Raw genomic sequence first — 25,345 nt, 5'->3', positions numbered from 1 at the left:
TCAGGACGCCAGCGACAGCTGGTGCTTCTCAATGTATTCTGCCAGCCACTGGGTCATGCGCGACTGCTGCTCAGCGTTCAGCCACATACCTTCTTTCGTGCGACGCCACAACGCATCTTCTGCACGACGAACCCATTCGTGATCGACCAGATATTTCAGCTCGGCTTCATAAAACTCATGGCCAAAGTCTTCACCTAACTCGGCAAGCGAGGTGGCTTCGCCGATGACCCATTCGGTGTTGCTGCCGTAGGTGCGAGAATAATGGCGCGCCAGCGACTCGGTCAGGAACGGGTAGCGACGGCGCAGTTTGGCCGCGTAGTCTTCGCGATCGCCGCCAATGTCACCGCCTGGCAGAATGCACTCTTTGGTCCACGCTGGGCCGATGCCCTGATAGTACGACGCCAGTTTTTCCATCGCATGTTCAGCCAGCTTACGATAGGTCGTCAGCTTACCGCCAAAGACCGACAGCAGCGGCGCTTTGCCGTTTTCGTCGTGGATATCCAGCGTGTAATCACGGGTGATTGCCTGCGGTGAGTCAGACTCGTCATCGCACAGCGGACGCACGCCCGAGTAAGTCCAGACGATATCATCACGGCCCAGCTGCTTCTTAAAGTGCGCGTTGTAAACCTTCAGCAGGTAATTGATCTCGCTTTCATCAATTTTCACCGCTTTCGGATCGCCTTTGTATTCAACGTCTGTCGTCCCGATGATCGAGAATTCGTCCATCCATGGGATAACAAACACAATGCGTTTATCTTCGTTTTGCAGAATATAAGCTTGCTTCTGGGTATGGACGCGCGGCACCACGATGTGGCTGCCTTTAATCAGGCGAATACCGTACGGCGATGGCAGGTGCATACCGTCGTCAAAGAACTCTTTCACCCACGGACCGGTGGCGTTGACTAGGCCACGCGCCTGCCAGGTGTGTTTTTTGCCGGTATCGATATCTTCAGCTTCAACAATCCACAAACCGTTTTCACGGCGAGCAGAGGTGGCGCGAGTGCGGGTTAATACTTCTCCGCCTTTGCGTACGACCATTTGGGCGTTTGCCAAAACCAGTCGTGCATCGTCTACCCAGCAGTCAGAATATTCGAAACCGCGCACAATCTCAGGTTTCATTACAGAATCTGCGCCAAAACGCAAACCGGTAGAACTTGGCAAACTGGTGCGTTTGCCCAGATGATCGTACATAAACAAACCAATCCGGATCATCCACGCCGGACGCAGGTGCGGGCGGTGGGGCAGACGGAAGCGCATCGGGAAGGCGATGTGTGGTGCCATTTTCAACAGCACTTCACGTTCGGCCAGCGCTTCGCTCACCAGACGAAATTCGTAGTGTTCCAGGTAGCGCAGGCCACCGTGGATGAGTTTGGAGCTAGCGGAAGAGGTGGCGCAGGCTAAATCCTGCGCTTCCAGCATCAGCACGGATAAACCGCGTCCAGCGGCATCTGCCGCGATACCGGCACCGTTGATGCCTCCACCTATCACAATCAGATCTTTGGTTTCCATGCTGGCCTCTCGCACTTTCGTTATAGCTCATTAATGTTCGTTATCGAGCATAATAGCAAAGAATCGCGCCATTGGTAACATCGGATAAACAATTTACAGTGATACATATAACATTATGGCGTTTAACTGCCGTCGGGACGTACACTAAGCAGTAACATGTCCGAAAAGCGTCACCTGCCATAAAAAGAAGAGAGAGCAATGGATCAGTTTGAATGTATTAATGTCGAAGAAGCGCATCAGAAGCTGCATCAGGGGGCGGCGGTGTTAGTGGATATTCGCGACCCGCAAAGCTATGCAATGGGCCATGCCCCACAGGCATTTCATTTGACGAACGACACGCTGGGATCATTTATGCGCGAGCATGATTTCGACACTGCCGTGTTGGTGATGTGTTATCACGGCAACAGCAGTAAAGGCGCGGCGCAATATCTTCTGCAGCAGGGCTATGACGCGGTTTACAGCGTTGACGGCGGCTTCGATGCCTGGCATCGACATTTTCCGGCAGAAGTGGCATACGGTTCGTAAGGCTATACCCAAATTAATTCGAGTTGCATCGCGACGGCGACGCAGCGAATCTCCGGGAGCGTACGAACAGTACGTGACCGGAGTGAGCGAGGAAAGCCAACAAAGATGCAGCTCGAAGTAAGAAGGGTATATATACTGTCCTCTTTTGTGTGGATGAAGCGACAGCAACCATGTTGATGATTACCTCTTTTGCTAACCCCCGCGTGGCGCAGGCATTTGTTGATTATATGGCGACACAGGGCGTTATCCTGACGATTCAACAACATCAGCAAACGGATGTCTGGCTGGCGGATGAGTCCCAGGCTCAGCGCGTGCACGCTGAACTGGTGCGGTTTCTGGAGAATCCGGGCGATCCGCGCTACCTCGCAGCAAGCTGGCAGTCGGGTCAGACCGACAGCGGTCTGCGCTACCAACGTTATCCGTTCCTGGCCACATTGCGCGAACGCGCAGGTCCGGTAACCTGGTTGGTGATGGCCGCGTGTGTGTTGGTGTTTATCGCGATGAACGTGCTGGGCGACCAGGCTGTGATGCTCTGGCTGGCATGGCCGTTTGACCCTTCGCTGAAATTTGAATTCTGGCGTTATTTCACCCACGCTTTTATGCACTTCTCGCTGATGCATATTCTGTTCAACCTGCTGTGGTGGTGGTATCTCGGCGGTGCGGTTGAAAAGCGTCTGGGCAGTGGAAAACTGATTGTTATTACCGTGATCAGCGCCCTGTTGAGCGGTTATGTTCAGCAGAAATTTAGCGGCCCGTGGTTTGGTGGATTGTCTGGCGTGGTATATGCGCTGATGGGCTACGTGTGGTTGCGCGGCGAGCGCGATCCGCAGAGCGGTATTTTCCTGCAGCGTGGTTTGATTATCTTTGCCTTGATCTGGATTGTTGCCGGCTGGTTTGATCTATTCGGCATGTCGATGGCGAATGGCGCTCATATCGCCGGGTTGGCCGTGGGTTTGGCAATGGCGTTTGCCGATACTATAAATGTACGAAAACGAACTTGATTCAAGTTTTGTGGTGCCGGAAGGCGGTGTGCGTTTGGACCAATTTGTAGGCCGGATAAGCGTCAGCGCATCCGGCAAAATTTCAGGGAACAATAATGAAGCAAACACAACGACATGACGCGATCATCGAGCTGGTAAAAAAACAGGGATACGTCAGTACTGAAGAGCTGGTGGAGCATTTCTCCGTCAGCCCGCAGACGATTCGCCGCGATCTTAACGATCTGGCCGATCAGAACATGATTTTGCGCCATCACGGCGGCGCGGCGTTGCCATCCAGCTCGGTTAACACCCCGTGGCATGACCGTAAAGCAACGCAGACGGCGGAAAAAGAGCGCATTGCTCGCAAAGTTGCCACGCAGATCCCGAACGGTTCTACGCTGTTTATTGATATCGGAACCACGCCGGAAGCGGTGGCTCACGCGCTGCTCAATCACAGCAATTTACGCATTGTGACCAACAACCTCAATGTGGCGAATACGCTGATGGCGAAAGAGGATTTCCGCATAATCCTCGCCGGTGGCGAACTGCGTAGCCGCGACGGCGGTATTATGGGCGAAGCGACCCTCGACTTTATTTCTCAGTTCCGTCTGGACTTCGGCATCTTAGGCATCAGCGGTATCGACAGCGATGGTTCGCTGCTGGAATTTGATTATCACGAAGTTCGCACCAAACGCGCGATCATTGAGAATTCACGTCATGTGATGCTAGTGGTGGACCACTCGAAGTTTGGGCGTAACGCGATGGTGAATATGGGCAGCATCAGCATGGTGGATGCGGTCTATACCGACACGCTGCCGCCTGCTGGTGTGATGCAGGTGATTGCTGACCATCATATTCAGTTAGAGCTGTGCTAAGGTAATTCCAGGCCTGATAAGCGTCGCGTATCAGGCATTAACTAAACGCCGTATCCCATCATCTTCAGCAGCTTCTGCGCATGTTGCACCGCATCCTGGCGGTGTGCGACGCCGAGCTTTTGGTACAAATTGCGGATGTGCGTCTTGATGGTCGTTGCCGCGACGGCCAGCTCTGCGGCGATCTGCTCGTTGCTGTAGCCCGAATAAATTAGTCCCAGAACCTGCCATTCGCGCTGGGTCAGCGGGCTGGTGCGGATAAGCTCCGGTACTTCCGGGTGAGTCAGCAGACGCTCAACGAACCCTTCATCGAAGTGGGCGAATTTATGGCGATGATGCTGGTTAATTTCACGCAAAATGCGCTGGGCGCGGTGCTGATCGAGTTCCGGTAAGGTATTGAGCTGAATCAGCTGGCGCAGTTGTTGCGCCATGGCCTCGCCTTCGATAACAAAGTGGCTGATAAACCCGGTGCGGTTCGCCAGCTGTAGGGCCTCGAGTAACACACGCTGGGCGTCATTTTTGCGCCCTGCCTGCCAGTAGAGCTGATTAAGCAGCAGCAGGTTACGGTTCAGATCGCTCATCAGGCGCAGATTGCGCGCATTTTCATTCAACTCTTCCAGCACAATTTCAGCCGGTTCAAACTCACCCAACAGGATTTGCGCGCGAGCGATGTTGCGCCACTGGCTTTGCAGGAAGTGGTTATTGGCGAATTCTGGTTTCGGCGTGTGGCGCAGCCAGTTGGCGGCAGAGTTTTTGTCGCTCACCATTTGCCAGTAAATCACCCGCACCTTATCGGCGTTGGAGATCCAGTCGCTGTGATAGTGACCGTTGCCCAGCAGGTTTTCCAGACGGTTGAGCAGGCTGCGAGCGTTATCAAGATCGCCCCGCGCAAGTGAACACTGAACCAGCAGCGCCAGACACTGTAGCTGCTGCTGCGGCTGGAAAGTGGAAAGCAGTTCAATACCGCTACGGGCAGAGGCTTCTGATTCGTCCAGACGCGCCCATGCCCACAGGAGCTGCGCGCGAATACGTACCAGGAACTCGTGCATCGGCAGCTGTTCCAGGTGCTGCTCTTTGATCAGCTGGAACGCTTTTTCCTGAGTCTCCCAGGCGGCCTGTAAAAAGCCTTGGGCAAACAAAATTTCGCTTTGCTGGATAAGGCTCCACAGTGCGTAATGCCAGACGTCATGATGACGTGCCATTTGCTCGGTTTGCTGCATTAACGCCAGAGAGCGCGTGAGATCGCCCTTACAGTGCAGGACTTCGCCGTGCACCGAGGTGGCGACGATACGACTATAGAACCAGGCGATGGGTAATTCATCCAGCGCCAGTTTTGCCAGGCGTTCGGCTTCGTCAGGGTTGCCATCGTTAATCGCTACCTGCGCCCGTAAAGCGTTGAATTCGGCGTGCAGCGTTGGCTCCATGTCGCCTTTTATTTCCTGCTCTGCGCGCGCCAGCAGGGTGTTAACCTCTCCGTAGCGGTGCTGGCTCTGCATCAGCCAGGCCTGTAGCAGAACCAGACGCGGATTTTCCAGCAGGCTTTCCCACGGTAGGGCTTTCAGCGACTCTTCCAGTAACGTTAGCTCGCTGTGGTTAAACAGTCCCCACGCATGATTAAGCAGGATATCGCGCAGCATATGGGCGTCACCGGCCGCCAGCGCGTGGTGGATAGCTTCGCTGGGGAAGCCTTGCGCCATCCAGCTTTCGGCGGCGGCGCGGTGTATTTCGGGCAGTTCGTTCGCCAACTCCCATTGGCAGCGCTGGCGTAAAAAGCTGCCAAACAGCGGGTGATAGCTGAACCACTCGCCAACGTCATCCATCCGCTGCAGGAATAACCCCTGGCGCTCAATTTCTTCCAGCCGCATCTGGCCATTTTCTTCCCCGGTAACGCGGACGATCAGCGCATCGTTCATGGAACGCAGAATGGCGCTTTTCAGCAGGAAGTGACGGGTGCCGAGGTCGACGCTGTCCAGCACTTCATCAACCAGATAATCGGACAAATGGCTGGCGTTGATCCCCGCGAGACGGCGTGCGGACTGGTGCGCAGAATGGTTGTTCTGGCGGGCGGAGAGGGCGATCAGCTGTAACGCTGTGGCCCAGCCAGCAACGTCATCGCACATCCGGCTGCTTTCTGCCGCTTCAATGGGAGAGGACAAACGTCGGTCGAAAAATTGTTTGGCTTCCTGATGGTTAAAGGCCAGCTGTTGGCTGCCTATTTCCAGCAGTTGATCGCGCACCCGCAGATTGGCAATACCCAACTGCGGCAGGTTGCGCGACAGTACGACCAGCGTGAGGTTTTCAGGCTGGTGACGCAGGAAGAAACGCATCGCTTCGTGAATAGCTGGATTGGAGATCAGATGATAATCATCCACCACCAGGTAGAGCGGACGGTGCCACTCGGCCAGTTCGATAAATAACTGGGCAAACAGTGATGTCAGACTGGCGTACTGGCGCTTTTGCACCATCGCTTCGCTGGTGGTGCAATGTCCACCCGTTGCCTGTTGGATGGCGGCGATCAGATAGCTGGCAAAGCGCTCTTGTTGATTATCGCCTTCATCCAGAGAGTACCAGCCTAAGTCGTTCTTCCCCGCCGCCCATTGTGAAACCAGCGTTGTTTTTCCATAACCAGCAGGACTTGTTATCAGGGCAAGCCTGAAATTGTTCACGCCGGAAAGTTTAGCCAACAGGCGCTCACGAACCACCGTATGGTCGAGTCGAACCGGACGACTTAATTTAGACGGAATCAACATAAGTTAGTCACTTCACTGTGTGAAAATAGGGAAGAATGATTTTTTTTGCGCTTCGTAATTAATAGATATAAGGTCGGCCAGATTGGTGTTTTATGCAAGCTAAGCGGACTTTTTGTGTGTCTGATTTTGCACTATGTCACAAATCTATACATCTATTGCAATAATTGTTTTAAAGAGTCGCAACAGGCGTGGCGACTGGATCCGTTGTAATTTTTAATGTGTCGAAAAATCCCTCTGTTTTTATATAGTTACTCAGGCGACTAATCAAAATCGACGAATTTTGTGGCCGACTTAAAATTTTTATGTGAATTATCTTACCCCGCATAGATATTTCAGGTTAGAAACTATTTCGCTATTTACATTTTTTTTTTCATCGTCACTCCACTATTTGAAATTGTCGATTAATCCTTTGTTATTAATGCGTCATCCAAAGAGCGTTATGCACGGTTTGCGCGAATTTACGGGTGATTACGCCCCCTTTAAGTGGCGGAGATCACACTTTTATGCTCATCCCCGCTCCTCCTCCCTCCCTAATCCGTGCCAGGATGAGGAATGTCAACAACGAGCCAGGCAAACTAGCGATAACGTTGTTTTATTACCTAAGGATCTGGAACCCCTATGTCACAGCCTACTTTCAACAAAGATCAATTTCAGGCTGCCCTGACGCGTCAGTGGCAGCGCTTCGGTTTACTGTCGGCTCAAGAAATGACGTCGCGCCAGTGGTGGCAGGCAGTGAGTGGGGCGTTGGCTGAGTTACTCAGCGCCCAGCCTGCGGCGAAACCGGCAAAAAATCAACGTCACGTTAACTACATCTCGATGGAGTTTTTGATTGGCCGTCTGACCGGCAACAACTTACTCAACCTCGGCTGGTATCAGGAGGTGAGCGATGAGCTGAAAGCACATGATGTCAACCTGACCGACCTGCTGGAAGAAGAGACCGATCCGGCGTTGGGTAACGGTGGATTGGGACGCCTGGCAGCCTGCTTCCTCGATTCGATGGCGACTGTCGGCCAGTCGGCGACGGGCTATGGCCTCAACTACCAGTACGGCCTGTTCCGTCAGTCGTTTGCCGATGGGCAACAGATGGAAGCCCCGGATGACTGGCATCGTGGCAGCTACCCGTGGTTCCGTCACAACGAGGCGCTGGATGTGCAGGTTGGGATTGGCGGCAAGGTCAGCAAAGAAGGCCACTGGGAGCCAGGTTTTACCATCACCGGTCAGGCCTGGGATCTGCCAGTTCTCGGCTACCGTAACGGCGTAGCGCAACCGCTGCGTCTGTGGCAGGCCAGCCACGCGCATCCGTTTAACCTGACCAAATTTAACGACGGTGATTTCCTGCGCGCAGAGCAGCAGGGCATCGATGCCGAAAAACTGACGAAAGTGCTTTACCCGAACGATAACCACACCGCGGGTAAAAAGCTGCGCCTGATGCAGCAGTACTTCCAGTGTGCCTGTTCTGTAGCTGACATTCTGCGCCGCCATCATCTGGCAGGGCGTAAACTTCATGAGCTGGCGGATTTTGAAGTTATTCAGCTCAACGATACTCACCCGACCATTGCCATTCCTGAGCTGCTGCGCGTGCTGATTGATGAGCACCAGATGAGCTGGGACGATGCGTGGGCCATTACCAGCAAAACCTTTGCTTACACCAACCACACCCTTATGCCAGAGGCGTTGGAGTGCTGGGACGAGAAGCTGGTGAAAGCGCTACTGCCGCGCCATATGCAAATCATCAAAGAGATTAACGAGCGCTTTAAGGCGTTGGTCGATAAAACCTGGCCGGGTGATGCTGAAGTCTGGGCGAAGCTGGCGGTGGTGCACAACAAACAGGTGCGCATGGCTAACATGTGCGTGGTCAGCGGCTTTGCTGTTAACGGTGTGGCGGCGCTGCACTCTGATCTGGTGGTGAAAGATCTGTTCCCTGAATATCACCAGCTCTGGCCGAACAAATTCCATAACGTCACCAATGGGATTACCCCACGTCGCTGGATTAAGCAGTGCAACCCGGCGCTTGCCGCACTGCTGGATAAAACGCTGAAAAAAGAGTGGGCCAACGACCTCGACCAGTTGATTAACCTGGAAAAATACGCCGACGACGCGAAGTTCCGTCAGCAGTATAGCGACATCAAGCTGGCGAACAAAGAGCGCCTGGTGAAGTTTATTAAAGCGCGTACCGGTATTGAAATAACGACTAACGCTATCTTTGATATTCAGATTAAACGTCTGCATGAGTACAAGCGTCAGCACCTCAACCTGCTGCATATTCTGGCGTTGTACAAAGAAATCCGTGAGAACCCGCAGGCAGATCGCGTGCCGCGCGTATTCCTGTTTGGCGCAAAAGCTGCTCCAGGTTACTACCTGGCGAAAAATATCATCTTCGCCATTAACCAGGTTGCACAAACTATCAATAACGACCCGCAAGTGGGCGACAAGCTGAAGGTCGTCTTCCTGCCGGATTATTGTGTCTCGGCGGCGGAAATGCTGATCCCGGCGGCGGATATCTCTGAGCAGATTTCAACCGCAGGGAAAGAGGCTTCCGGCACCGGTAACATGAAGCTGGCGCTGAACGGTGCGTTAACCGTTGGTACGCTGGATGGCGCAAACGTCGAAATCGCCGAGAAGGTGGGTGACGAGAATATCTTTATCTTTGGTCATACCGTGGAAGAGGTGAAGGTGCTCAAAGCCAAAGGCTACGACCCGGTGAAATGGCGTAAAAAAGACAAAGTGCTGGATGCTGTCCTGAAAGAGCTGGAAAGCGGGAAATACAGCGACGGCGACAAGCATGCCTTTGACCAGATGCTGCACAGTATCGGCAAGCAGGGCGGCGACCCGTATCTGGTGATGGCGGACTTCGCGGCCTACGTTGAAGCTCAGAAGCAGGTTGACGTGTTGTATCGTGACCAGGAAGCCTGGACCCGGGCGGCGATTCTGAATACCGCACGTTGCGGCATGTTCAGCTCGGATCGCTCCATCCGCGATTATCAGGCTCGTATCTGGCAGGCGAAACGTTAAGGAATCGCGATGGAAAGCAAACGTCTGGATAATGCCGCGTTGGCGGCGGGGATCAGCCCCAATTACATTAATGCCCACGGTAAACCGCAGTCTATTGGTGCCGAAACCAAACGGCGTTTGCTTGACGCCATGCATCGCACCACCGCTGCCACTCAGGTGGCGGTAACTCCGGTGCCGAATGTCATGGTCTATACCGCCGGTAAGAAAATGCCGCTGGCGGTTGAGGGAAGCGGAGAGTTTAACTGGCTGCTGACCACCGAAGAGGGCGTGCAGCACAAAGGGCATGCCGTCGGCGGTAAATCTTTCACTCTTCCGGCGAAGCTGCCGGAGGGGTATCACACGTTGACCCTGACCCAGGGCGAGCTGCGTACCCATTGTCGTATCATCGTGGCGCCAAAACGCTGCTATGAACCGCAGGCGCTGTTAGCCGGGCAGAAGCTGTGGGGCGCATGCGTTCAGCTCTACACCCTGCGATCAGAAAAGAACTGGGGGATTGGCGACTTTGGCGATCTCCGCGCCATGCTGGTAGATGTGGCGCAACGCGGCGGCGCGTTTATCGGGCTTAATCCTATTCACGCGCTGTATCCGGCTAACCCGGAGAGCGCCAGCCCGTACAGCCCGTCTTCACGCCGCTGGTTGAACGTGATTTATATTGATGTGAACGCCGTAGACGATTTCCGCCTGAGTAAAGAGGCGCAGGCGTGGTGGCAGAAACCCGCGACTCAGCAAGCTCTGCAACGTGCGCGCGATGCCGAGTGGGTTGATTATTCTGCCGTTACTGCACTGAAGATGACGGCGCTACGTATGGCGTGGAAAAGCTTCTCCGCACGTGATGATGAGCAGATGGCGGCATTTCGCCAGTTTGTGTCTCAGGAAGGGGACAGCCTCTACTGGCAGGCAGCCTTTGATGCGCTGCATGCGCATCAGGTGAAAGAGGACGCATTGCGCTGGGGATGGCCGGTGTGGCCGGAAGCTTTCCAGTCAGTGGACTCGCCAGAGGTAAAACGATTCTGCGAAGAACATCGTGACGATGTGGATTTCTACCTGTGGTTACAGTGGCTGGCGTATACCCAGTTTGCTGACTGCTGGAAAACCAGCCAGAGTTTTGCGATGCCGATTGGACTGTATCGCGATCTGGCGGTTGGCGTGGCCGAAGGTGGGGCGGAAACCTGGTGTGACCGCGAGCTGTATTGCCTGAAAGCCTCGGTTGGTGCGCCGCCGGATATTCTCGGTCCACTCGGACAAAACTGGGGGCTGCCGCCGATGGATCCGCACATCATTACGGCACGCGCCTACGAACCGTTTATCGAACTGCTGCGCGCCAATATGCAGAACTGCGGTGCGCTGCGTATCGACCATGTTATGTCGATGCTGCGTCTGTGGTGGATCCCCTACGGTGAAACTGCCGATCACGGCGCTTACGTGCACTATCCGGTCGATGACCTGCTTTCAATTCTGGCGCTGGAGAGTAAACGTCATCACTGCATGGTAATTGGTGAGGATCTGGGTACTGTGCCGGTGGAGATCGTCAGCAAGCTGCGCGACAGCGGCGTGTACTCCTACAAAGTGCTTTATTTCGAGAATGACCATGAGAAAAACTTCCGTACGCCGAAAGCGTACCCGGAACAATCAATGGCAGTCGCGGCGACGCATGACCTTCCTACGCTTAAAGGTTATTGGGATAGCGGCGATTTGACGCTGGGTAAAGCACTGGGCCTGTATCCGGATGAAGTCGTGCTGCGCGGGTTGTATCAGGACCGAGAACTGGCGAAACAGGGGCTGCTGGACGCGCTGCACAAATACGGCTGCCTGCCAAAACGTGCCGGTCACAAGGCATCCCTGATGTCGATGACGCCGATTCTTAATCGCGGCATGCAACGCTACATCGCTGACAGCAACAGTGCGCTGCTGGGCCTACAACCGGAAGACTGGCTGGATATGGCTGAACCGGTCAACATTCCGGGGACCAGCGACCAGTACAAAAACTGGCGGCGTAAGCTCACCGCCACGCTGGAGCAGATGTTTGCCGATGAGAGAGTGAATAAGCTAATTAAGGATTTGGATAAGCGGCGAAAAGCGGCCGCGAAGAAGAAGTAGTGTTATTTTGCCGGATGGCGACGCAGAGTGCGTCTTATCCGGCCTACGATGACAGCGGTAGGCCGGGTAAGCGAAGCGCCACCCGGCACCGTTTTATCAGACCACCATACCCAGCAGCAGACACCCTACCAGACCGCAGACAGAGATAATGGTTTCCAGCATTGACCATGACTTGATGGTTTCACCGATGGTCAGGTTGAAGTACTCCTTGAACAGCCAGAAACCTGGATCGTTCACGTGGGAGAAGATGACAGAACCGGAACCAACCGCAATAACCATCAGCTCAGGGCTTACGCCGGTTGTTGCAATCAGCGGCGCCACTATCCCACCAGCGGTGATCGCTGCAACGGTTGCGGAACCCAATGCGATACGCAGTACTGCAGCGATAGACCATGCCATCAGCAGCGGAGACACGTTAGAGCCGTGCATCATTGAGGCGATGTATTTGTCCACGCCGCTATCAACCAGGACCTGTTTGAAGGCACCGCCGCCGCCGATGATCAACAGCATCATCGCAATGATTTTGATTGAAGACACCAGCGTGTCGTTAATCTGATCCATCGAACGTCCGCGGTTCAGACCAAACGTGAACATCGCAATCAGCACTGCAATCAGCGTTGCCATGACCGGGTCACCGAGGAATTCTGCAACCGTCAGGAAAGCATGACCTTTCGGCAGAATCATCTCCGCCACGGCGCGCATTGCCATCAGAATAACCGGGACCAGAGAGGTCCAGACGCTGACGCCAAAGCCTGGCATCTCTTCTTCAGTGAAGGTTTTTGCGCTGTACAGACCTTCCGGGATTGGCTTATCAATGCCTTTCAGGAAACGTGCGTATACCGGACCGGCGAGAATAACGGTCGGGATTGCCAGAATCGTACCAAACAGCAGGGTTTTACCCATATCTGCGTGGAAAATGGTGGCAATAGCGGTTGGACCCGGGTGCGGTGGCAGGAAGCCGTGCGTTACGGACAGTGCCGCAGCCATTGGCACGCCAACGTACAGCAGCGGGATATTGGCAGCAGCGGCAATGGTGAACACCAGCGGCAGCATCAGTACGAAACCAACTTCGTAGAACAGGGCAAAACCAACGGTGAAGCCGGTTAATACCACCGCCCATTGAATATGTTTTTTGCCGAATTTAGCAATCAGGGTGGTTGCGATGCGCTGTGCGCCGCCGCAGTCCGCCAGCATTTTGCCCAGCATGGCGCCAAAACCCATAATCAGGGCGAGGCTGCCAAGGGTTCCGCCGACGCCGGCTTTAATTGAACCGATGACTTTATCCAGTGGCATCCCTTGCATCAATCCGACAGCAAGCGCCACCAGGACGAGAGCGATGAAGCCGTTCATTTTGAAACGGATCATCAGGAGGAGTAACAAGATTACACCGATAGCAACGATGACTAATGGCATGATTTACCTGGCCTTAACTTTGTTATGGGTAACGTCAGTGTTTAGATGACAAATTCCGATTGTCCCGACCGGGAACAGAGTATTCTCAGCACCAATGCTGGTTGCCTGCAAAACTAATCAGTTTAGCTGGCTATTATGTGTGTGTTAGGTGCTGATACGAATGATACGGGTAACATGTGGCGCTTGAAAATCACCTGGGCAGGCAAAATTTAAATTATGAGAGGCTGGTCAAATTATGCGGGGGATTATTACAGGGTGCGTGCAGAGAAATGTAAGGGCGTAGGCCGGATAAAGCGTTTACGCTGCCATCCGGCATCGATGCCCGGTGGCGACGCGGATGCGTCTTACCGGGCCTACAAGTCTGGCGTTAGTAGTAAGAGTGCTCGCCGCGCTGGTGTTCGGTTAAATCGCGAACGCCTTTCAGTTCAGGGAATTCAGCCAGCAGCTGCTTCTCGATACCTTCTTTCAGCGTCACATCGACCATTGAACAGCCGTTACAGCCGCCGCCAAACTGCAGAATGGCGTAGCCTTCATCGGTGATTTCCATCAGAGATACGCGACCACCGTGGCCAGCCAGCTGTGGGTTGATCTGCGATTGCAGCATGTACTCCACGCGTTCCATCAGCGGTGCATCATCGGCAACTTTACGCATCTTGGCGTTTGGTGCTTTCAGGGTCAGTTGGGAGCCTAACTGGTCGGTAACGAAATCGATTTCTGCATCTTCCAGATATGGTGCGCTCAGTTCATCAACATATGCGGTCAGCAGGTCAAATTTAATGGCGGTGTCGGTTGCTTCCACGGCGTCCGGCGGACAATAAGAAACGCCGCATTCAGCGTTAGGCGTGCCGGGATTAATCACAAATACGCGGATTTGTGTCCCTTCTTCCTGATTTGCCAGCAGTTTGGCAAAGTGCGCTTGTGCAGCATCGGAAATATGGATCATAGTAATGGCCTAATAGTTGACTATTTTACTTGGTTATAATACGCCCATCATCGAGGCTCTACAAGGTTCGACACAGGCACCATACCTGGACAGTCGCCGCGCCGTTGCGTAAAAGCAGCTGCGCGATTTCCGCGACGGTACTTCCGGTAGTGACGACATCATCCACAATAACCATATGGAGTCCCTGCACCGGCAATTCAAGGCGAAAGGCATTTTTCAGGTTACGTTTACGTAATCGGGCGCTGAGATGGTGCTGCGTGGCGGTTGCCCGAACCCGCGAGACGGTCTGGCTGTCCCAGTCGCAACCCAGCCAGCGTGCAAGCGGACGGCACAGTAAATCGCTCTGATTAAACCCTCTGCGCCAGTGTCGGCGTTGCCAGAGCGGGACGCTGACCAGCCTGTCCGGCAGAGGAAGGGCGCTGACGCGCCGGGCCTGTAGTACCTCCAGCAACAGCAAACGCGAAAGAGCGGAGGCTGTTTCGCTGCGTCGCGAAAACTTGAGCTGGTGGATAAGCCCGCTCAACGGCGGAACATAGTCGCTGACGGTGACCAGCCGCTGCCACGGCGGCGGTTTTTGCAGGCAGCGCCCACAGGGAATGACGGTATGAGCGGCAGGGAGTCCACATTGAGGGCATAGGCTGGCGTGTTGGCGCGTTGCCCGCGTACAGACTGAGCAGATCCCCCAATGCCCTAACGTCAGGGGCATTCGGCATAGCCAGCACAATCCCGGTACTGTTAGCATAGATGCATCCTTTCAGGCTAAAAGAGAACAATAACTGATGAATGACATCTGGTGGCAGACCCAGGGTTCGGGAAATTGCCATCTTGTGCTGCTGCACGGATGGGGACTGAATGCGCAAGTGTGGCATTGCATAAGCGAGGAACTGAGTTCGCATTTTACGCTGCATCTTGTCGACTTACCGGGATTTGGTCGTAGCCAGGGTTTCGGTGCAATGTCGCTGGAAGAGATGGCTGAGCGGGTATTGAATCAGGCACCGGAGAAAGCTATCTGGCTCGGCTGGAGTCTGGGCGGGCTGGTCGCGAGTCAGGTAGCCCTAACGCATCCTGAGCGTGCTCAGGCGCTGGTGACCGTCGCGTCTTCCCCTTGCTTTAGCGCGCGGGATGAGTGGCCGGGTATCAAGCCAGAGGTGCTGGCAGGCTTCCAGCAGCAGCTGAGCGAAGATTTCCAGCGTACAGTGGAGCGTTTTCTGGCATTGCAAACGATGGGTACGGAAACCGCGCGTCAGGATGCGCGAGCGTTGAAGAAAACGGTACTGGCTTTACCCATGCCGGACGTCGAAGTGCTTAATGGCGGGCTGGAGATCCTGAAAACGGTCGATCTGCGAGAACCGCTGTGCACGGTGGAAATGCCTTTCCTGCGGCTATACGGCTATCTTGATGGCCTGGTGCCGCGCAAAGTCGTCCCGATGCTGGATGCCCTGTGGCCGCAGAGCGAGTCGTTGGTGTTTGCTAAGGCGGCGCATGCGCCGTTTATCTCGCATCCGGCGGAGTTCTGCTCAGCGCTGGTGGCGTTAAAACAACAGCTATAGCCAATGTTGACTTGCCCGGTAGCGTCGCGCTTGCCGGGCCTGAAATTAATGCGGTTGCGCAGGCAGGTCTTTAGCGCTAAGCCCGGTAATTCTGAGTATTGTTAATCTGTCGATACCATCCGCTAGCATGGTCGTCGCGATGCGCAAAGCTTCCTCTCGTTTGCCTTGTTGTAGACCTGTTTGTAACCCCTCTTGTAATCCTTTCCGATGGCCTTCCTGAAGACCATTAAAATGTCCTTCCTGCCGTAGCCTCTCAGCGATTGTCATCAATCTCTCCTTGTGTTGGGGTAAACGTTCGGCGACTTCATGAATAAATTCCCCAAAATGCACGGTGTCTCCGGCTTGCATCAGGTAATTAAACAAGGCTTTCAACTGGTTGTCATTAGCGTGTCCTTTAACAAGCAGGATGGCGAGTTTTTCTACCAGCCCCATCAAATCGCGTTTACGGATATGTTTTTGGATGAGTTCCAACAGCGCCATCCGGCGATGCTGCATAATCTCGTCATCGGGCACAACGGTGATATCGATCAGTGGAAACGCGGTGCTATAAAGCTGTCTGGCGGACTCCGGGTCATCAAACTCGTCCAGCCAACAAAGTGAATAGGGGTATGGGCTTGCTGCACCATGATAAAAAAGTAGGGGGATTACCAGAGGCAGCTTCTTATGTCCCGCATCCAGATGACGCTGCATTACCGCAATGGCATAGCGCATTAGCCGAAATGCCATGTGAGCATCGGCGCTGCTTTGATGTTCAATAATGGTGTAAATGTAACCATCACCTTCGCGGGTAGCTGGCTGGAGGATAGATCTTTTTTGCTGAAATAATGAAATCTATGTGGAATCCATTACGCAAAAAAAGCCGGATATCTGCATAAACGAATTATCCGGCCTGGACGTTTGCATCATTTGTAGGCCGGATAAGCGTAGCGCCATCCGGCAAATAGCATCTGATTAGCGTAAAGCCCACCATTCGCGCAGGCAGGCTTTACCTTCCGGGCAACTTTTGCAGCTTCCGGAAAGACACCCGTCGGCATCTTCCTGAATCCGCACCGCTTTGCCCATCTTTTCTAACTGATTCAGCATGGCGTCAATCATGGGCTGCGGGGTATGCAGCGTGTGGCTAATTTGTGTTGCCTCCATGCGCCCCCGCAAAGCCAATAAATCACGAACCTGAATAAGTGATGCCATTGTCGATAACCTTAGTGGCAATCGCCAGTCGTGCTGGAACAGCAGGAACTCGCCGTTCTGTTGGTTGCCAGCAGTGCGAGGTCCACGCGGCTGCGAGCTCGACGCAGTAGGCCCAGCAACACGATGTTAAACAGGATGACCGCTAAAATGCACACCAGGCTGTAGGTCGGGTGCTCTTTGTAGCTGACCGTCTGATAAAACAGCGTCGACAGAGAGTAGGCGATATTCAGGCCCCACAGAATCGAGAAACTCATCCAGCCACGGCTGGATTCACGTGCGATAGCGCCCATCACTGAAATGCACGGCACATACAGCAGAACAAAGATCAGGTAGCTGTACGCGGCGGCGGCGCTGCCAAATTTCTCGCCCATCACGCCCATTGCGCCCGTCGCCATTTCGCCGTCGCCCTTGCTGGCTTCGATAGGGTTAGCCAGTACGCTCAGGCTGAAGGTGTCTTTCAGGCTTTGCCAGGTTTCATCCACTGCGCCGATCAGCTCGTCACCGAGGTGGAAATCTGCCGGGTTGAACTCTTCTTCCTGAATGTTTTCCGCGGTATAGAGCGTGTTCAGCGTACCCACCACCACTTCTTTCGCCATCGCGCCGGTGAACAAACCTACGGTTGCCTGCCAGTTATCTTCGTGAACGCCAATCGGTTTAAACACGGGAGTAATAACACGGCTAACGGAGGCCAGAGCAGAGTCGTTGATGTTATCGACGATTTTCCCGCTCAGCGAGAAACTGTTAAACGCGCTGAGGAAAATGCTGACGATGATGATGACTTTACCTGCACGTAGAACGAAGCCTTTCAGGCGCTGCCAGGTCTGAATGATCAGACTCTTGATGTGCGGCACGTGGTATACCGGCAGCTCCATCACGAACGGCGTTGCTTCACCACGCATGATGGTGTGTTTGAGCATCAGGCCCGTCAACACAGCCATCACGATACCCAGTACGTACAGCGAGAAGACCGCCAGTGCGCCGTTCTGACCAAAGAACGCCGCGGCAAAGACGGCGAAAATCGCCAGACGTGCGCCGCAGGACATAAACGGCGCCATCATGATGGTCATCAGACGCTCACGCGGGGCGTCCAGCGTACGTGCGCCCATCACGGACGGTACGTTACAGCCAAAGCCGACGATCAGCGGGACGAACGATTTGCCCGGCAGTCCCAGCGCCTGCATCAGACGGTCCATCACAAACGCGGCGCGCGCCATGTAGCCGGAGTCTTCAAGGAAGGAGAGGAACAGATACATCATGCCGATTTGCGGTACCAGCGGCAGCACGGTGTTAATCCCGCCGCCAAGGCCCTGGGCCAGGAAGATGGTTAGCCAGTCCGGGAAGTGCAGCGTGTAGCCAATCCACTGAATACCATGGATAAAGAGTGCTACGGAGCCAACGTCAAACAACGGTTGCAGTGCGCCGCCGATGTTAATGGCGAGCAGGAACATCAGGTACATCACGAACAGGAAAATCGGTAGCCCGAGGAAGCGGTTGAGAACGATTTTATCTACCGCGGTGGTGAAACGGCTCGGTTCTGCCGTCAGAGTATTGCTGACGGTATCGCAGATAGCGGCAATGCACTGATAGCGCGCATCGGCGATGTGCAGCGCCGGATCGTCCATTGTCTCGCTCAGGCGTGCGATAGAGGCATCGAGATTTTGCGCGGCATCACCCGCATAGGCGCGGCTGTAGATATCGCCTTCCAGCATCTGCAGGCCAAGCCAGCGGCGCTGTTTGAGCGGCATATCTTTGGCCATCGCGTCGGCGAGGGAGTCCGCTTCCTGCAGCAACGGCTGGGCATAATGGACCAGCTCGACAGTGTCGTTTTCTTTGTAGCGATCGATCGCCAGCTTCAGCGCTTCAATGCCGCGGGCGCGGGTGGAAACCAGCGGAACCACCGGGCAGCCAAGACGTGCTGAGAGGGCGTCGATATCAATACGGATTTGCTGCTTTTCAGCGATATCCAGCATATTCAACGCGACGATGCAGGGGATGCCCAACTCAAGCAGTTGCAACGTCAGGTAGAGGTTGCGTTCAAGGTTTGAAGCATCGACCACGTTGATCAACAGATCCGCGTCGCCGCTTAAAATATAGTGGCAGGCAATCTGCTCATCGAGAGAGGTCTGGGATGAGATTGTCGTCAGAGAATAGGTGCCGGGTAAATCCACCAGCGTGACCTGATGGTCCGTTGTGGCGAAATGACCTTCTTTACGCTCCACGGTAACGCCAGCCCAGTTGCCTACACGCTGGCGCGCGCCGGTGAGTTGGTTGAATAAAGTTGTCTTGCCGGAATTAGGATTACCAATTAAACCAATGGTTAGTTTTTTCATTTTTATAGACTCACTGTATTAACAGGAAACCGCTTCCACTTCTAATAACGCCAAATCCTTTTTACGTAATACCAGACTTACGCGACGCGTTTCGATATGGATAGGATCGCCGAGCGGGGCGACGCGTACCACGTTGAAGGAGGAGCCGGGCAGCATGCCAAGTGACAACAGTTTCTGACGATAAGCCGGGCTGATTTCACGGGCAAAGCCGGTAATTTTCCACGCACTGTCAGGAGTGAATTGCATAGGGACCTACTTATATCTCGCTAACTGGATGATTACCTCATGGGGCGACAGGGCGGCATGAGACCAGATGATTAGCCAACGTAAGGAAAGAGTAAATAATCAACAAAACAATGATAATGAGAATGGTTTCTATCATCAATAGAATAAATGTGACGGAATGTACAATTGGATAATAATTTGAGCCAATTTTGATATTCCTCAATATTTATTCTGGTAGGGAAAGAATGGTTCGCGGAGGTAATTATTGAGAATCTTAATGTTTAATTAAGGTTTCATCTGTTAATAAAGTGATAAATATATTGTGGTGAAAAGCGGGGGATATATTAAATATGCCGGATAAGGTATTGATTCCGTCATCCGGCACACGGTTTAAACTTAGCGCTTTTTACCCATTGCCGCCGCCAGCGCATCCATCATCGCGCTGTTGCCCGCAGGCTGGGCGTCACGGCCACGCGGTTTCGCCGCTTTTGGCGCCGGGCGATTGCCCTGAGTGCGATCGTTATTCCCGCCGCCGCGACGCGCATTGGTTTCACCCGGCTGCTCGTCCAGACGCATGGTCAGCGCGATACGCTTACGTTGCAGGTCCACTTCCAGCACTTTCACCTTCACAATGTCGCCCGCTTTCACCACGGTGTGTGGATCGTCGACGAACTTATTCGACAGCGAAGAGATATGCACCAGGCCATCCTGATGAACGCCGATATCAACAAACGCGCCGAAATTGGTGACGTTGGTGACCGCCCCTTCCAGGATCATTCCCGGCAGCAGATCGTTCATGGTTTCGACACCATCAGCAAACTGCGCGGTTTTAAATTCAGGACGCGGATCGCGGCCCGGCTTCTCCAGCTCTTTGATGATGTCGGTGACGGTCGGCACCCCGAAGCGTTCGTCAGTAAAATCGGCGGCTTTCAGATTGCGCAGTTCGTTGCTGTTGCCCATCAGGTCACGCAGCGATTGCTCGGTAGCGGCCAGAATGCGTTCCACAATCGGATAGGCTTCCGGGTGAACGGTGGAGGCATCCAGTGGGTTATCGCCATGGTTGATGCGCAGGAAGCCTGCGCACTGTTCAAAGGCTTTTGGCCCCAGACGGCTGACTTTCAGCAGTTGCTGACGGTTCTGGAACTGACCGTTCTCATCGCGCCAGGCAACGATGTTTTGCGCCATCATGCGTGTCAGGCCGGCTACGCGGGTCAACAGCGGAACGGAAGCGGTATTTAGATCGACGCCGACGGCGTTCACACAGTCTTCCACCACCGCGTCCAGCTTACGCGCCAGTTGTGTCTGGCTAACGTCGTGTTGATACTGGCCCACACCGATGGATTTCGGATCGATTTTCACCAGCTCAGCCAGCGGATCCTGCAGACGACGGGCGATAGACACTGCGCCACGCAATGAAACGTCGAGATCCGGGAACTCCTGCGCCGCCAGCTCGGAAGCCGAGTAAACCGATGCCCCGGCTTCGCTGACGATCACTTTCTGCGCGGTGACTTTCGGGAACTGTTTCTGCACGTCGAGGAAGAAGCGCTCGGTTTCGCGCGACGCTGTACCGTTACCAATCGCCACCAGCTCAACGTTGTATTTTTCACACAGCGCCGCAACGGCAACGGCGGCTTTGGCGGCCTGACCGGTGTGTGGATAAATGGTGTCGGTCGCGACCAGCTTACCGGTACCGTCAACAACCGCCACCTTCACGCCGGTACGCAGGCCGGGATCGAGGCCCATGGTGGCGCGCAGGCCGGCCGGAGCCGCCATTAGCAGGTCATGCAGGTTACGGGCAAAGACGTTGATTGCTTCATCTTCCGCGCGTTCGCGCACGGTGCCCATCAGTTCGGTTTCGAGGTGCATCAGCACCTTAATTCGCCATGTCCAGCTTACAACGCCTTTACGCCAGCTGTCTGCCGGTGCGTTGTTCAGTCGCAGGCCAAGGTGATCCTGAATGATTTGCTCGCCGTGGCTCTCTTTCGGTGGCTCATCGAACTGCGGATCGGCATTCAGCGAAAGCTGAAGCACGCCCTCGTTACGGCCACGGAACATGGCCAGCGCACGGTGGGATGGCACGGTAGAGATCGGTTCGTGGTGATCGAAGTAGTCGCGGAATTTCGCGCCTTCCTCTTCTTTACCGCTTACCACGGTGGAAACCAAATGCGCGTTCTTCCACAGATAGTCACGCACTTTCGCCAGCAGCGCGGCATCTTCAGCGAAGCGTTCCATCAGGATGTAACGTGCGCCGTCGAGGGCCGCTTTGATATCCGCCACGCCGTTGTCGGCGTTGAGATATTTAGCGGCTTCTGTTTCCGGGTCGTGAGACGGTTCGTTCCACAGCAGGTCTGCCAGCGGCTCAAGGCCTGCTTCAATGGCGATCTGCCCACGGGTACGGCGCTTAGGTTTGTACGGCAGATAGAGATCTTCGAGTTCGGTCTTACTTAACGTGCCGTTGATCGCTTTCGCCAGGTCGTCGGTCAGTTTGCCTTGCTCGCCGATAGATTTCAGGATTGCCTGACGGCGGTCTTCCAGTTCACGCAGATATCCCAGACGGGTTTCCAGATTACGCAGTTGCGTATCGTCCAGACCGCCGGTGATTTCCTTACGATATCGTGCGATAAACGGCACGGTGTTCCCTTCGTCAAGCAGGCGAACGGCAGCTTCTACCTGTTCAGCACGAGCCTGAATTTCACCTGCGATAATGCGGCAGAAAGAATCATTCATCATGGATAGCTTCGTCTATAGGATAAAAAATCAGGGGATAGTTATACGGATTGACTGACAAAAATGCCAGCCATCTGCCGGGGCTTCGGATTGTTCCGGTCTCACTTAACGTATTCAATCTCGTTCACGTACCAGCTGGCTTCGCCACCAGGAGTGTTTACTACTGCGAGATCGCCGACTTCTTTTTTCAGCAGCGCTCGCGCCATTGGTGAGTCGATAGAGATGTAATCTTTACGACCGAAGATCTCATCGTAGCCAACAATACGGAATTTGCGGATGTCGCCATCGTCATTTTCAATCTCAACCCATGCGCCAAAGAAGACTTTGCCCTCCTGCTGCGGGGAGTAATCGACGATTTTCAGATTCTCCATGCACTTGGTCAAATATCGGACGCGGCGGTCGATCTCACGCAGGCGCTTTTTATTATACTGGTAGTCGGCATTTTCGCTGCGGTCACCCAGACTTGCGGCCCAGGTAACTTTTTTGGTGACTTCCGGGCGCTCTTCACGCCAGAGATAATTCAGCTCTTGTTTGAGTTTTTCATACCCTTCACGGGTTATCAGGGGCGTTTTCATCTTATTGTTTTACCTTCGACTCTGTGATGATGCGCACAATTAGTATTACGTGAGCATATCAACAGAATAAATAATGTATTGCGAGAAACATTGTATACTTAAGCTGCTGTTTAATATGCTTTGTAACAATTTAGCCTGGAATTCATACCAGAATTCGCTGGTGACTCACGTTAGCTTTCTTAAGAATATACACTTAATTGTTGCGAACCTTTGGGAGTAATAACAATGCAAGAGAACTATAAGATTCTGGTGGTCGATGACGACATGCGCTTACGTGCGCTTCTGGAGCGTTATCTGACCGAGCAGGGCTTCCAGGTTCGAAGCGTCGCAAACGCTGAGCAGATGGATCGTCTGCTGACCCGTGAGTCTTTCCACCTGATGGTGCTGGATTTAATGCTGCCGGGAGAAGATGGCCTGTCTATTTGCCGTCGCCTGCGCAGCCAAAGCAACCCGATGCCGATCATTATGGTTACGGCGAAGGGCGAAGAAGTGGACCGTATCGTTGGACTGGAAATCGGCGCTGACGATTACATTCCGAAACCGTTTAACCCGCGTGAACTGCTGGCGCGTATTCGCGCTGTGCTGCGTCGTCAGGCGAACGAACTGCCGGGCGCGCCTTCTCAGGAAGAAGCAGTTATTGCGTTTGGTAAGTTCAAACTGAACCTCGGTACGCGTGAAATGTTCCGTGAAGATGAGCCTATGCCGCTCACCAGCGGTGAGTTTGCGGTGCTGAAAGCACTGGTCAGCCATCCGCGTGAGCCGCTGTCCCGCGACAAGTTGATGAACCTCGCCCGTGGTCGTGAATATTCTGCGATGGAACGTTCTATCGACGTCCAGATTTCCCGTCTGCGTCGCATGGTGGAAGAAGATCCGGCGCATCCACGCTACATTCAGACCGTATGGGGTCTGGGCTACGTCTTTGTTCCGGACGGTTCTAAAGCATGAGGCGAATGCGCTTCTCGCCACGAAGTTCGTTTGCCCGCACGTTATTGCTCATCGTCACCTTGCTGTTTGCCAGCCTGGTGACGACTTACCTGGTAGTGCTGAACTTCGCGATTCTGCCGAGCCTCCAGCAGTTTAATAAGGTCCTGGCCTACGAAGTTCGTATGCTGATGACCGATAAACTACAGTTGGAGGACGGTACGCAACTGGTGGTGCCGCCCGCATTCCGTCGGGAAATTTATCGTGAGCTGGGTATTTCCCTCTATTCCAACGAGGCCGCTGAAGAAGCCGGACTGCGTTGGGCGCAACACTATGAATTCTTAAGCCATCAGATGGCGCAGCAGTTGGGTGGCCCAACGGAAGTCCGCGTTGAGGTAAACAAAAGCTCGCCGGTTGTGTGGCTGAAAACCTGGCTGTCGCCCAACATCTGGGTACGTGTGCCGCTTACGGAAATTCATCAAGGCGATTTCTCACCGCTGTTCCGCTATACGCTGGCGATTATGCTGCTGGCTATCGGTGGCGCGTGGCTGTTTATCCGTATCCAGAACCGACCGTTGGTGGATCTTGAACATGCGGCGCTGCAGGTGGGGAAAGGTATCATTCCACCGCCGTTGCGGGAGTATGGCGCTTCAGAGGTGCGCTCCGTAACCCGAGCCTTTAACCATATGGCCGCAGGTGTGAAGCAGTTGGCCGATGACCGTACGCTGTTAATGGCGGGCGTGAGCCACGATTTGCGTACTCCGCTGACGCGTATTCGTCTGGCAACGGAAATGATGGGCGAAGAGGACGGTTATCTTGCGGAGTCCATCAATAAGGACATCGAAGAGTGTAACGCCATCATCGAGCAGTTCATCGATTACCTGCGTACCGGTCAGGAGATGCCGATGGAGATGGCGGATCTGAACTCGGTGCTGGGTGAAGTGGTTGCGGCAGAAAGCGGATACGAACGTGAAATCGAAACTGCGCTGCAGCCTGGCGCCATTCAGGTGAAAATGCACCCGCTGTCGATCAAGCGTGCGGTTGCCAATATGGTGGTTAACGCCGCCCGTTACGGCAACGGCTGGATTAAGGTCAGTAGCGGTACGGAGACGCATCGCGCCTGGTTCCAGGTAGAAGATGATGGTCCGGGCATCAAGCCGGAGCAGCGTAAGCACCTGTTCCAGCCATTTGTCCGCGGCGACAGCGCGCGCAGTACCAGCGGCACGGGGCTGGGTCTGGCGATTGTGCAACGTATTATCGATAACCATAACGGCATGCTGGAGATTGGTACCAGTGAACGTGGTGGGTTGTCGATTCGTGCATGGCTTCCGGTTCCTTTCACTCGCGCGCAGGGTATCACGAAAGACGTATAAGAAAGGGAGGGGAAATGCCTCCCTTTGTTTACGGGATACAGAGTAAAACTTCTGGCTTAAATTGCTTTTAATTGATTAATTATAAATGGATTTTTTTGAATTAATAAAAGCAGTTTTCTTGGTGCACCAGTCGGCTGGCGTCGTTTCGTTTCCCAGCTTTTAACCAGGTCATAACTCACGCCAACAGCTATGGCAAAATCCTGTTGGCGTAACCCTGTTGCTTCGCGGATGGCTTTAACATCAATTTCGCTAAAGGTATGTACATGTTCAGGCTTAGGTGTTTCTTCACCTTTCTCTATACGCACCATTTCTTCTGCACTGGCCAGCAAATCGGCAAATAATTCGTCTTTCATTT

General features: G+C 54.0%; 19 protein-coding genes and 1 pseudogene. 8 read left to right on the top strand and 12 right to left on the bottom strand.

What is annotated here, in order from left to right:
- Positions 1-1,509 carry a glycerol-3-phosphate dehydrogenase gene (gene glpD / locus WN16_RS01880; RefSeq protein WP_003023494.1) on the bottom strand — a complete coding sequence of 503 codons (1,509 nt, stop codon included), beginning with the start codon at positions 1,507-1,509 and terminating at the stop codon, positions 1-3.
- A gap of 198 nt (positions 1,510-1,707) precedes the next feature.
- Between glpD and glpE the strand changes: the two genes are divergently transcribed.
- The 3 genes from glpE to WN16_RS01865 all read left to right on the top strand — a co-directional run bounded on the left by glpE (position 1,708) and on the right by WN16_RS01865 (position 3,889).
- Positions 1,708-2,034 (top strand): thiosulfate sulfurtransferase GlpE, encoded by a 327-nt coding sequence (glpE, locus tag WN16_RS01875; RefSeq protein ID WP_003023495.1) that lies wholly within the window; start codon positions 1,708-1,710, stop codon positions 2,032-2,034.
- A 170-nt stretch (positions 2,035-2,204) separates the two neighbouring features.
- Entirely contained in the window at positions 2,205-3,035 is an 831-nt protein-coding gene (glpG, locus tag WN16_RS01870; RefSeq protein ID WP_003023496.1) for a rhomboid family intramembrane serine protease GlpG, read from the top strand.
- 95 nt (positions 3,036-3,130) lie between these two features.
- The gene (locus WN16_RS01865) at positions 3,131-3,889 is read left to right on the top strand and encodes a DeoR/GlpR family transcriptional regulator (protein WP_003023499.1); all 759 of its coding nucleotides are present in this window, start codon (positions 3,131-3,133) and stop codon (positions 3,887-3,889) included.
- 41 nt (positions 3,890-3,930) lie between these two features.
- Here the strand turns inward: WN16_RS01865 and malT are convergent, their stop codons facing one another.
- Positions 3,931-6,636, bottom strand: a complete 2,706-nt coding sequence (malT, locus tag WN16_RS01860) for an HTH-type transcriptional regulator MalT (RefSeq protein WP_003837876.1) — start codon at positions 6,634-6,636, stop codon at positions 3,931-3,933.
- A gap of 618 nt (positions 6,637-7,254) precedes the next feature.
- Between malT and malP the strand changes: the two genes are divergently transcribed.
- Positions 7,255-9,648 (top strand): maltodextrin phosphorylase, encoded by a 2,394-nt coding sequence (gene malP / locus WN16_RS01855; RefSeq protein ID WP_044701404.1) that lies wholly within the window; start codon positions 7,255-7,257, stop codon positions 9,646-9,648.
- Positions 9,649-9,657: 9 nt separating this feature from the next.
- Complete coding sequence (gene malQ / locus WN16_RS01850) at positions 9,658-11,745, top strand: 4-alpha-glucanotransferase (protein ID WP_032937252.1); 2,088 nt, start codon at positions 9,658-9,660, stop codon at positions 11,743-11,745.
- A gap of 96 nt (positions 11,746-11,841) precedes the next feature.
- On the opposite strand, the gene gntT is transcribed toward malQ, so the two are convergent.
- The 3 genes from gntT to gntX form a co-directional block, all read right to left on the bottom strand.
- Positions 11,842-13,158 (bottom strand): gluconate transporter, encoded by a 1,317-nt coding sequence (gene gntT, locus WN16_RS01845; RefSeq protein ID WP_003023507.1) that lies wholly within the window; start codon positions 13,156-13,158, stop codon positions 11,842-11,844.
- A 367-nt stretch (positions 13,159-13,525) separates the two neighbouring features.
- On the bottom strand, positions 13,526-14,101 hold the full coding sequence (gene nfuA / locus WN16_RS01840; protein WP_003023509.1) for a Fe-S biogenesis protein NfuA: 576 nt from the start codon (positions 14,099-14,101) through the stop codon (positions 13,526-13,528).
- A 58-nt stretch (positions 14,102-14,159) separates the two neighbouring features.
- Entirely contained in the window at positions 14,160-14,843 is a 684-nt protein-coding gene (gntX, locus tag WN16_RS01835) for a DNA utilization protein GntX (protein WP_003023511.1), read from the bottom strand.
- 37 nt (positions 14,844-14,880) lie between these two features.
- Here gntX and bioH point away from each other — a divergent pair, with 37 nt between their 5' ends.
- Positions 14,881-15,651, top strand: coding sequence for a pimeloyl-ACP methyl ester esterase BioH (bioH, locus tag WN16_RS01830; RefSeq protein WP_044701406.1), 771 nt, complete (start codon positions 14,881-14,883; stop codon positions 15,649-15,651).
- Positions 15,652-15,696: 45 nt separating this feature from the next.
- On the opposite strand, the pseudogene WN16_RS01825 reads toward bioH, so the two are convergent.
- The 6 genes and pseudogenes from WN16_RS01825 to greB all read right to left on the bottom strand — a co-directional run.
- Positions 15,697-16,440: pseudogene (locus WN16_RS01825) on the bottom strand (Rpn family recombination-promoting nuclease/putative transposase); the annotation flags it as partial.
- Positions 16,441-16,602: 162 nt separating this feature from the next.
- Positions 16,603-16,839: a [Fe-S]-dependent transcriptional repressor FeoC gene (gene feoC, locus WN16_RS01820; protein WP_003023516.1), complete on the bottom strand. Its 237-nt coding sequence runs from the start codon at positions 16,837-16,839 to the stop codon at positions 16,603-16,605.
- Between the two features lie 11 nt (positions 16,840-16,850).
- On the bottom strand, positions 16,851-19,169 hold the full coding sequence (gene feoB / locus WN16_RS01815) for a Fe(2+) transporter permease subunit FeoB (protein ID WP_032937253.1): 2,319 nt from the start codon (positions 19,167-19,169) through the stop codon (positions 16,851-16,853).
- An 18-nt stretch (positions 19,170-19,187) separates the two neighbouring features.
- Positions 19,188-19,415, bottom strand: a complete 228-nt coding sequence (gene feoA, locus WN16_RS01810) for a ferrous iron transporter A (protein WP_003023519.1) — start codon at positions 19,413-19,415, stop codon at positions 19,188-19,190.
- A 375-nt stretch (positions 19,416-19,790) separates the two neighbouring features.
- The gene (locus WN16_RS01805; protein WP_044701408.1) at positions 19,791-22,124 is read right to left on the bottom strand and encodes a Tex family protein; all 2,334 of its coding nucleotides are present in this window, start codon (positions 22,122-22,124) and stop codon (positions 19,791-19,793) included.
- 98 nt (positions 22,125-22,222) lie between these two features.
- On the bottom strand, positions 22,223-22,696 hold the full coding sequence (greB, locus tag WN16_RS01800) for a transcription elongation factor GreB (protein WP_003023524.1): 474 nt from the start codon (positions 22,694-22,696) through the stop codon (positions 22,223-22,225).
- Positions 22,697-22,921: 225 nt separating this feature from the next.
- Between greB and ompR the strand changes: the two genes are divergently transcribed.
- A complete protein-coding gene (gene ompR / locus WN16_RS01795) occupies positions 22,922-23,641 on the top strand; it encodes a two-component system response regulator OmpR (RefSeq protein ID WP_001157751.1) in 720 nt (239 codons plus the stop codon).
- Positions 23,638-24,990 carry a two-component system sensor histidine kinase EnvZ gene (gene envZ, locus WN16_RS01790; protein ID WP_003837891.1) on the top strand — a complete coding sequence of 451 codons (1,353 nt, stop codon included), beginning with the start codon at positions 23,638-23,640 and terminating at the stop codon, positions 24,988-24,990. Before ompR ends, envZ begins: the two co-directional genes overlap by 4 nt.
- 56 nt (positions 24,991-25,046) lie before the next feature.
- Here the strand turns inward: envZ and nadS are convergent, their stop codons facing one another.
- Positions 25,047-25,343 (bottom strand): NadS family protein, encoded by a 297-nt coding sequence (gene nadS / locus WN16_RS01785; protein ID WP_003837894.1) that lies wholly within the window; start codon positions 25,341-25,343, stop codon positions 25,047-25,049.
- Positions 25,344-25,345: the final 2 nt, after the last annotated feature.

The organism is Citrobacter sp. ABFQG (assembly GCF_004322975.1).
Lineage (GTDB): Bacteria > Pseudomonadota > Gammaproteobacteria > Enterobacterales > Enterobacteriaceae > Citrobacter > Citrobacter freundii.
Note: the sequence above shows the minus strand (reverse complement) of the source record. Positions and strands in the feature narration are given on the sequence as shown.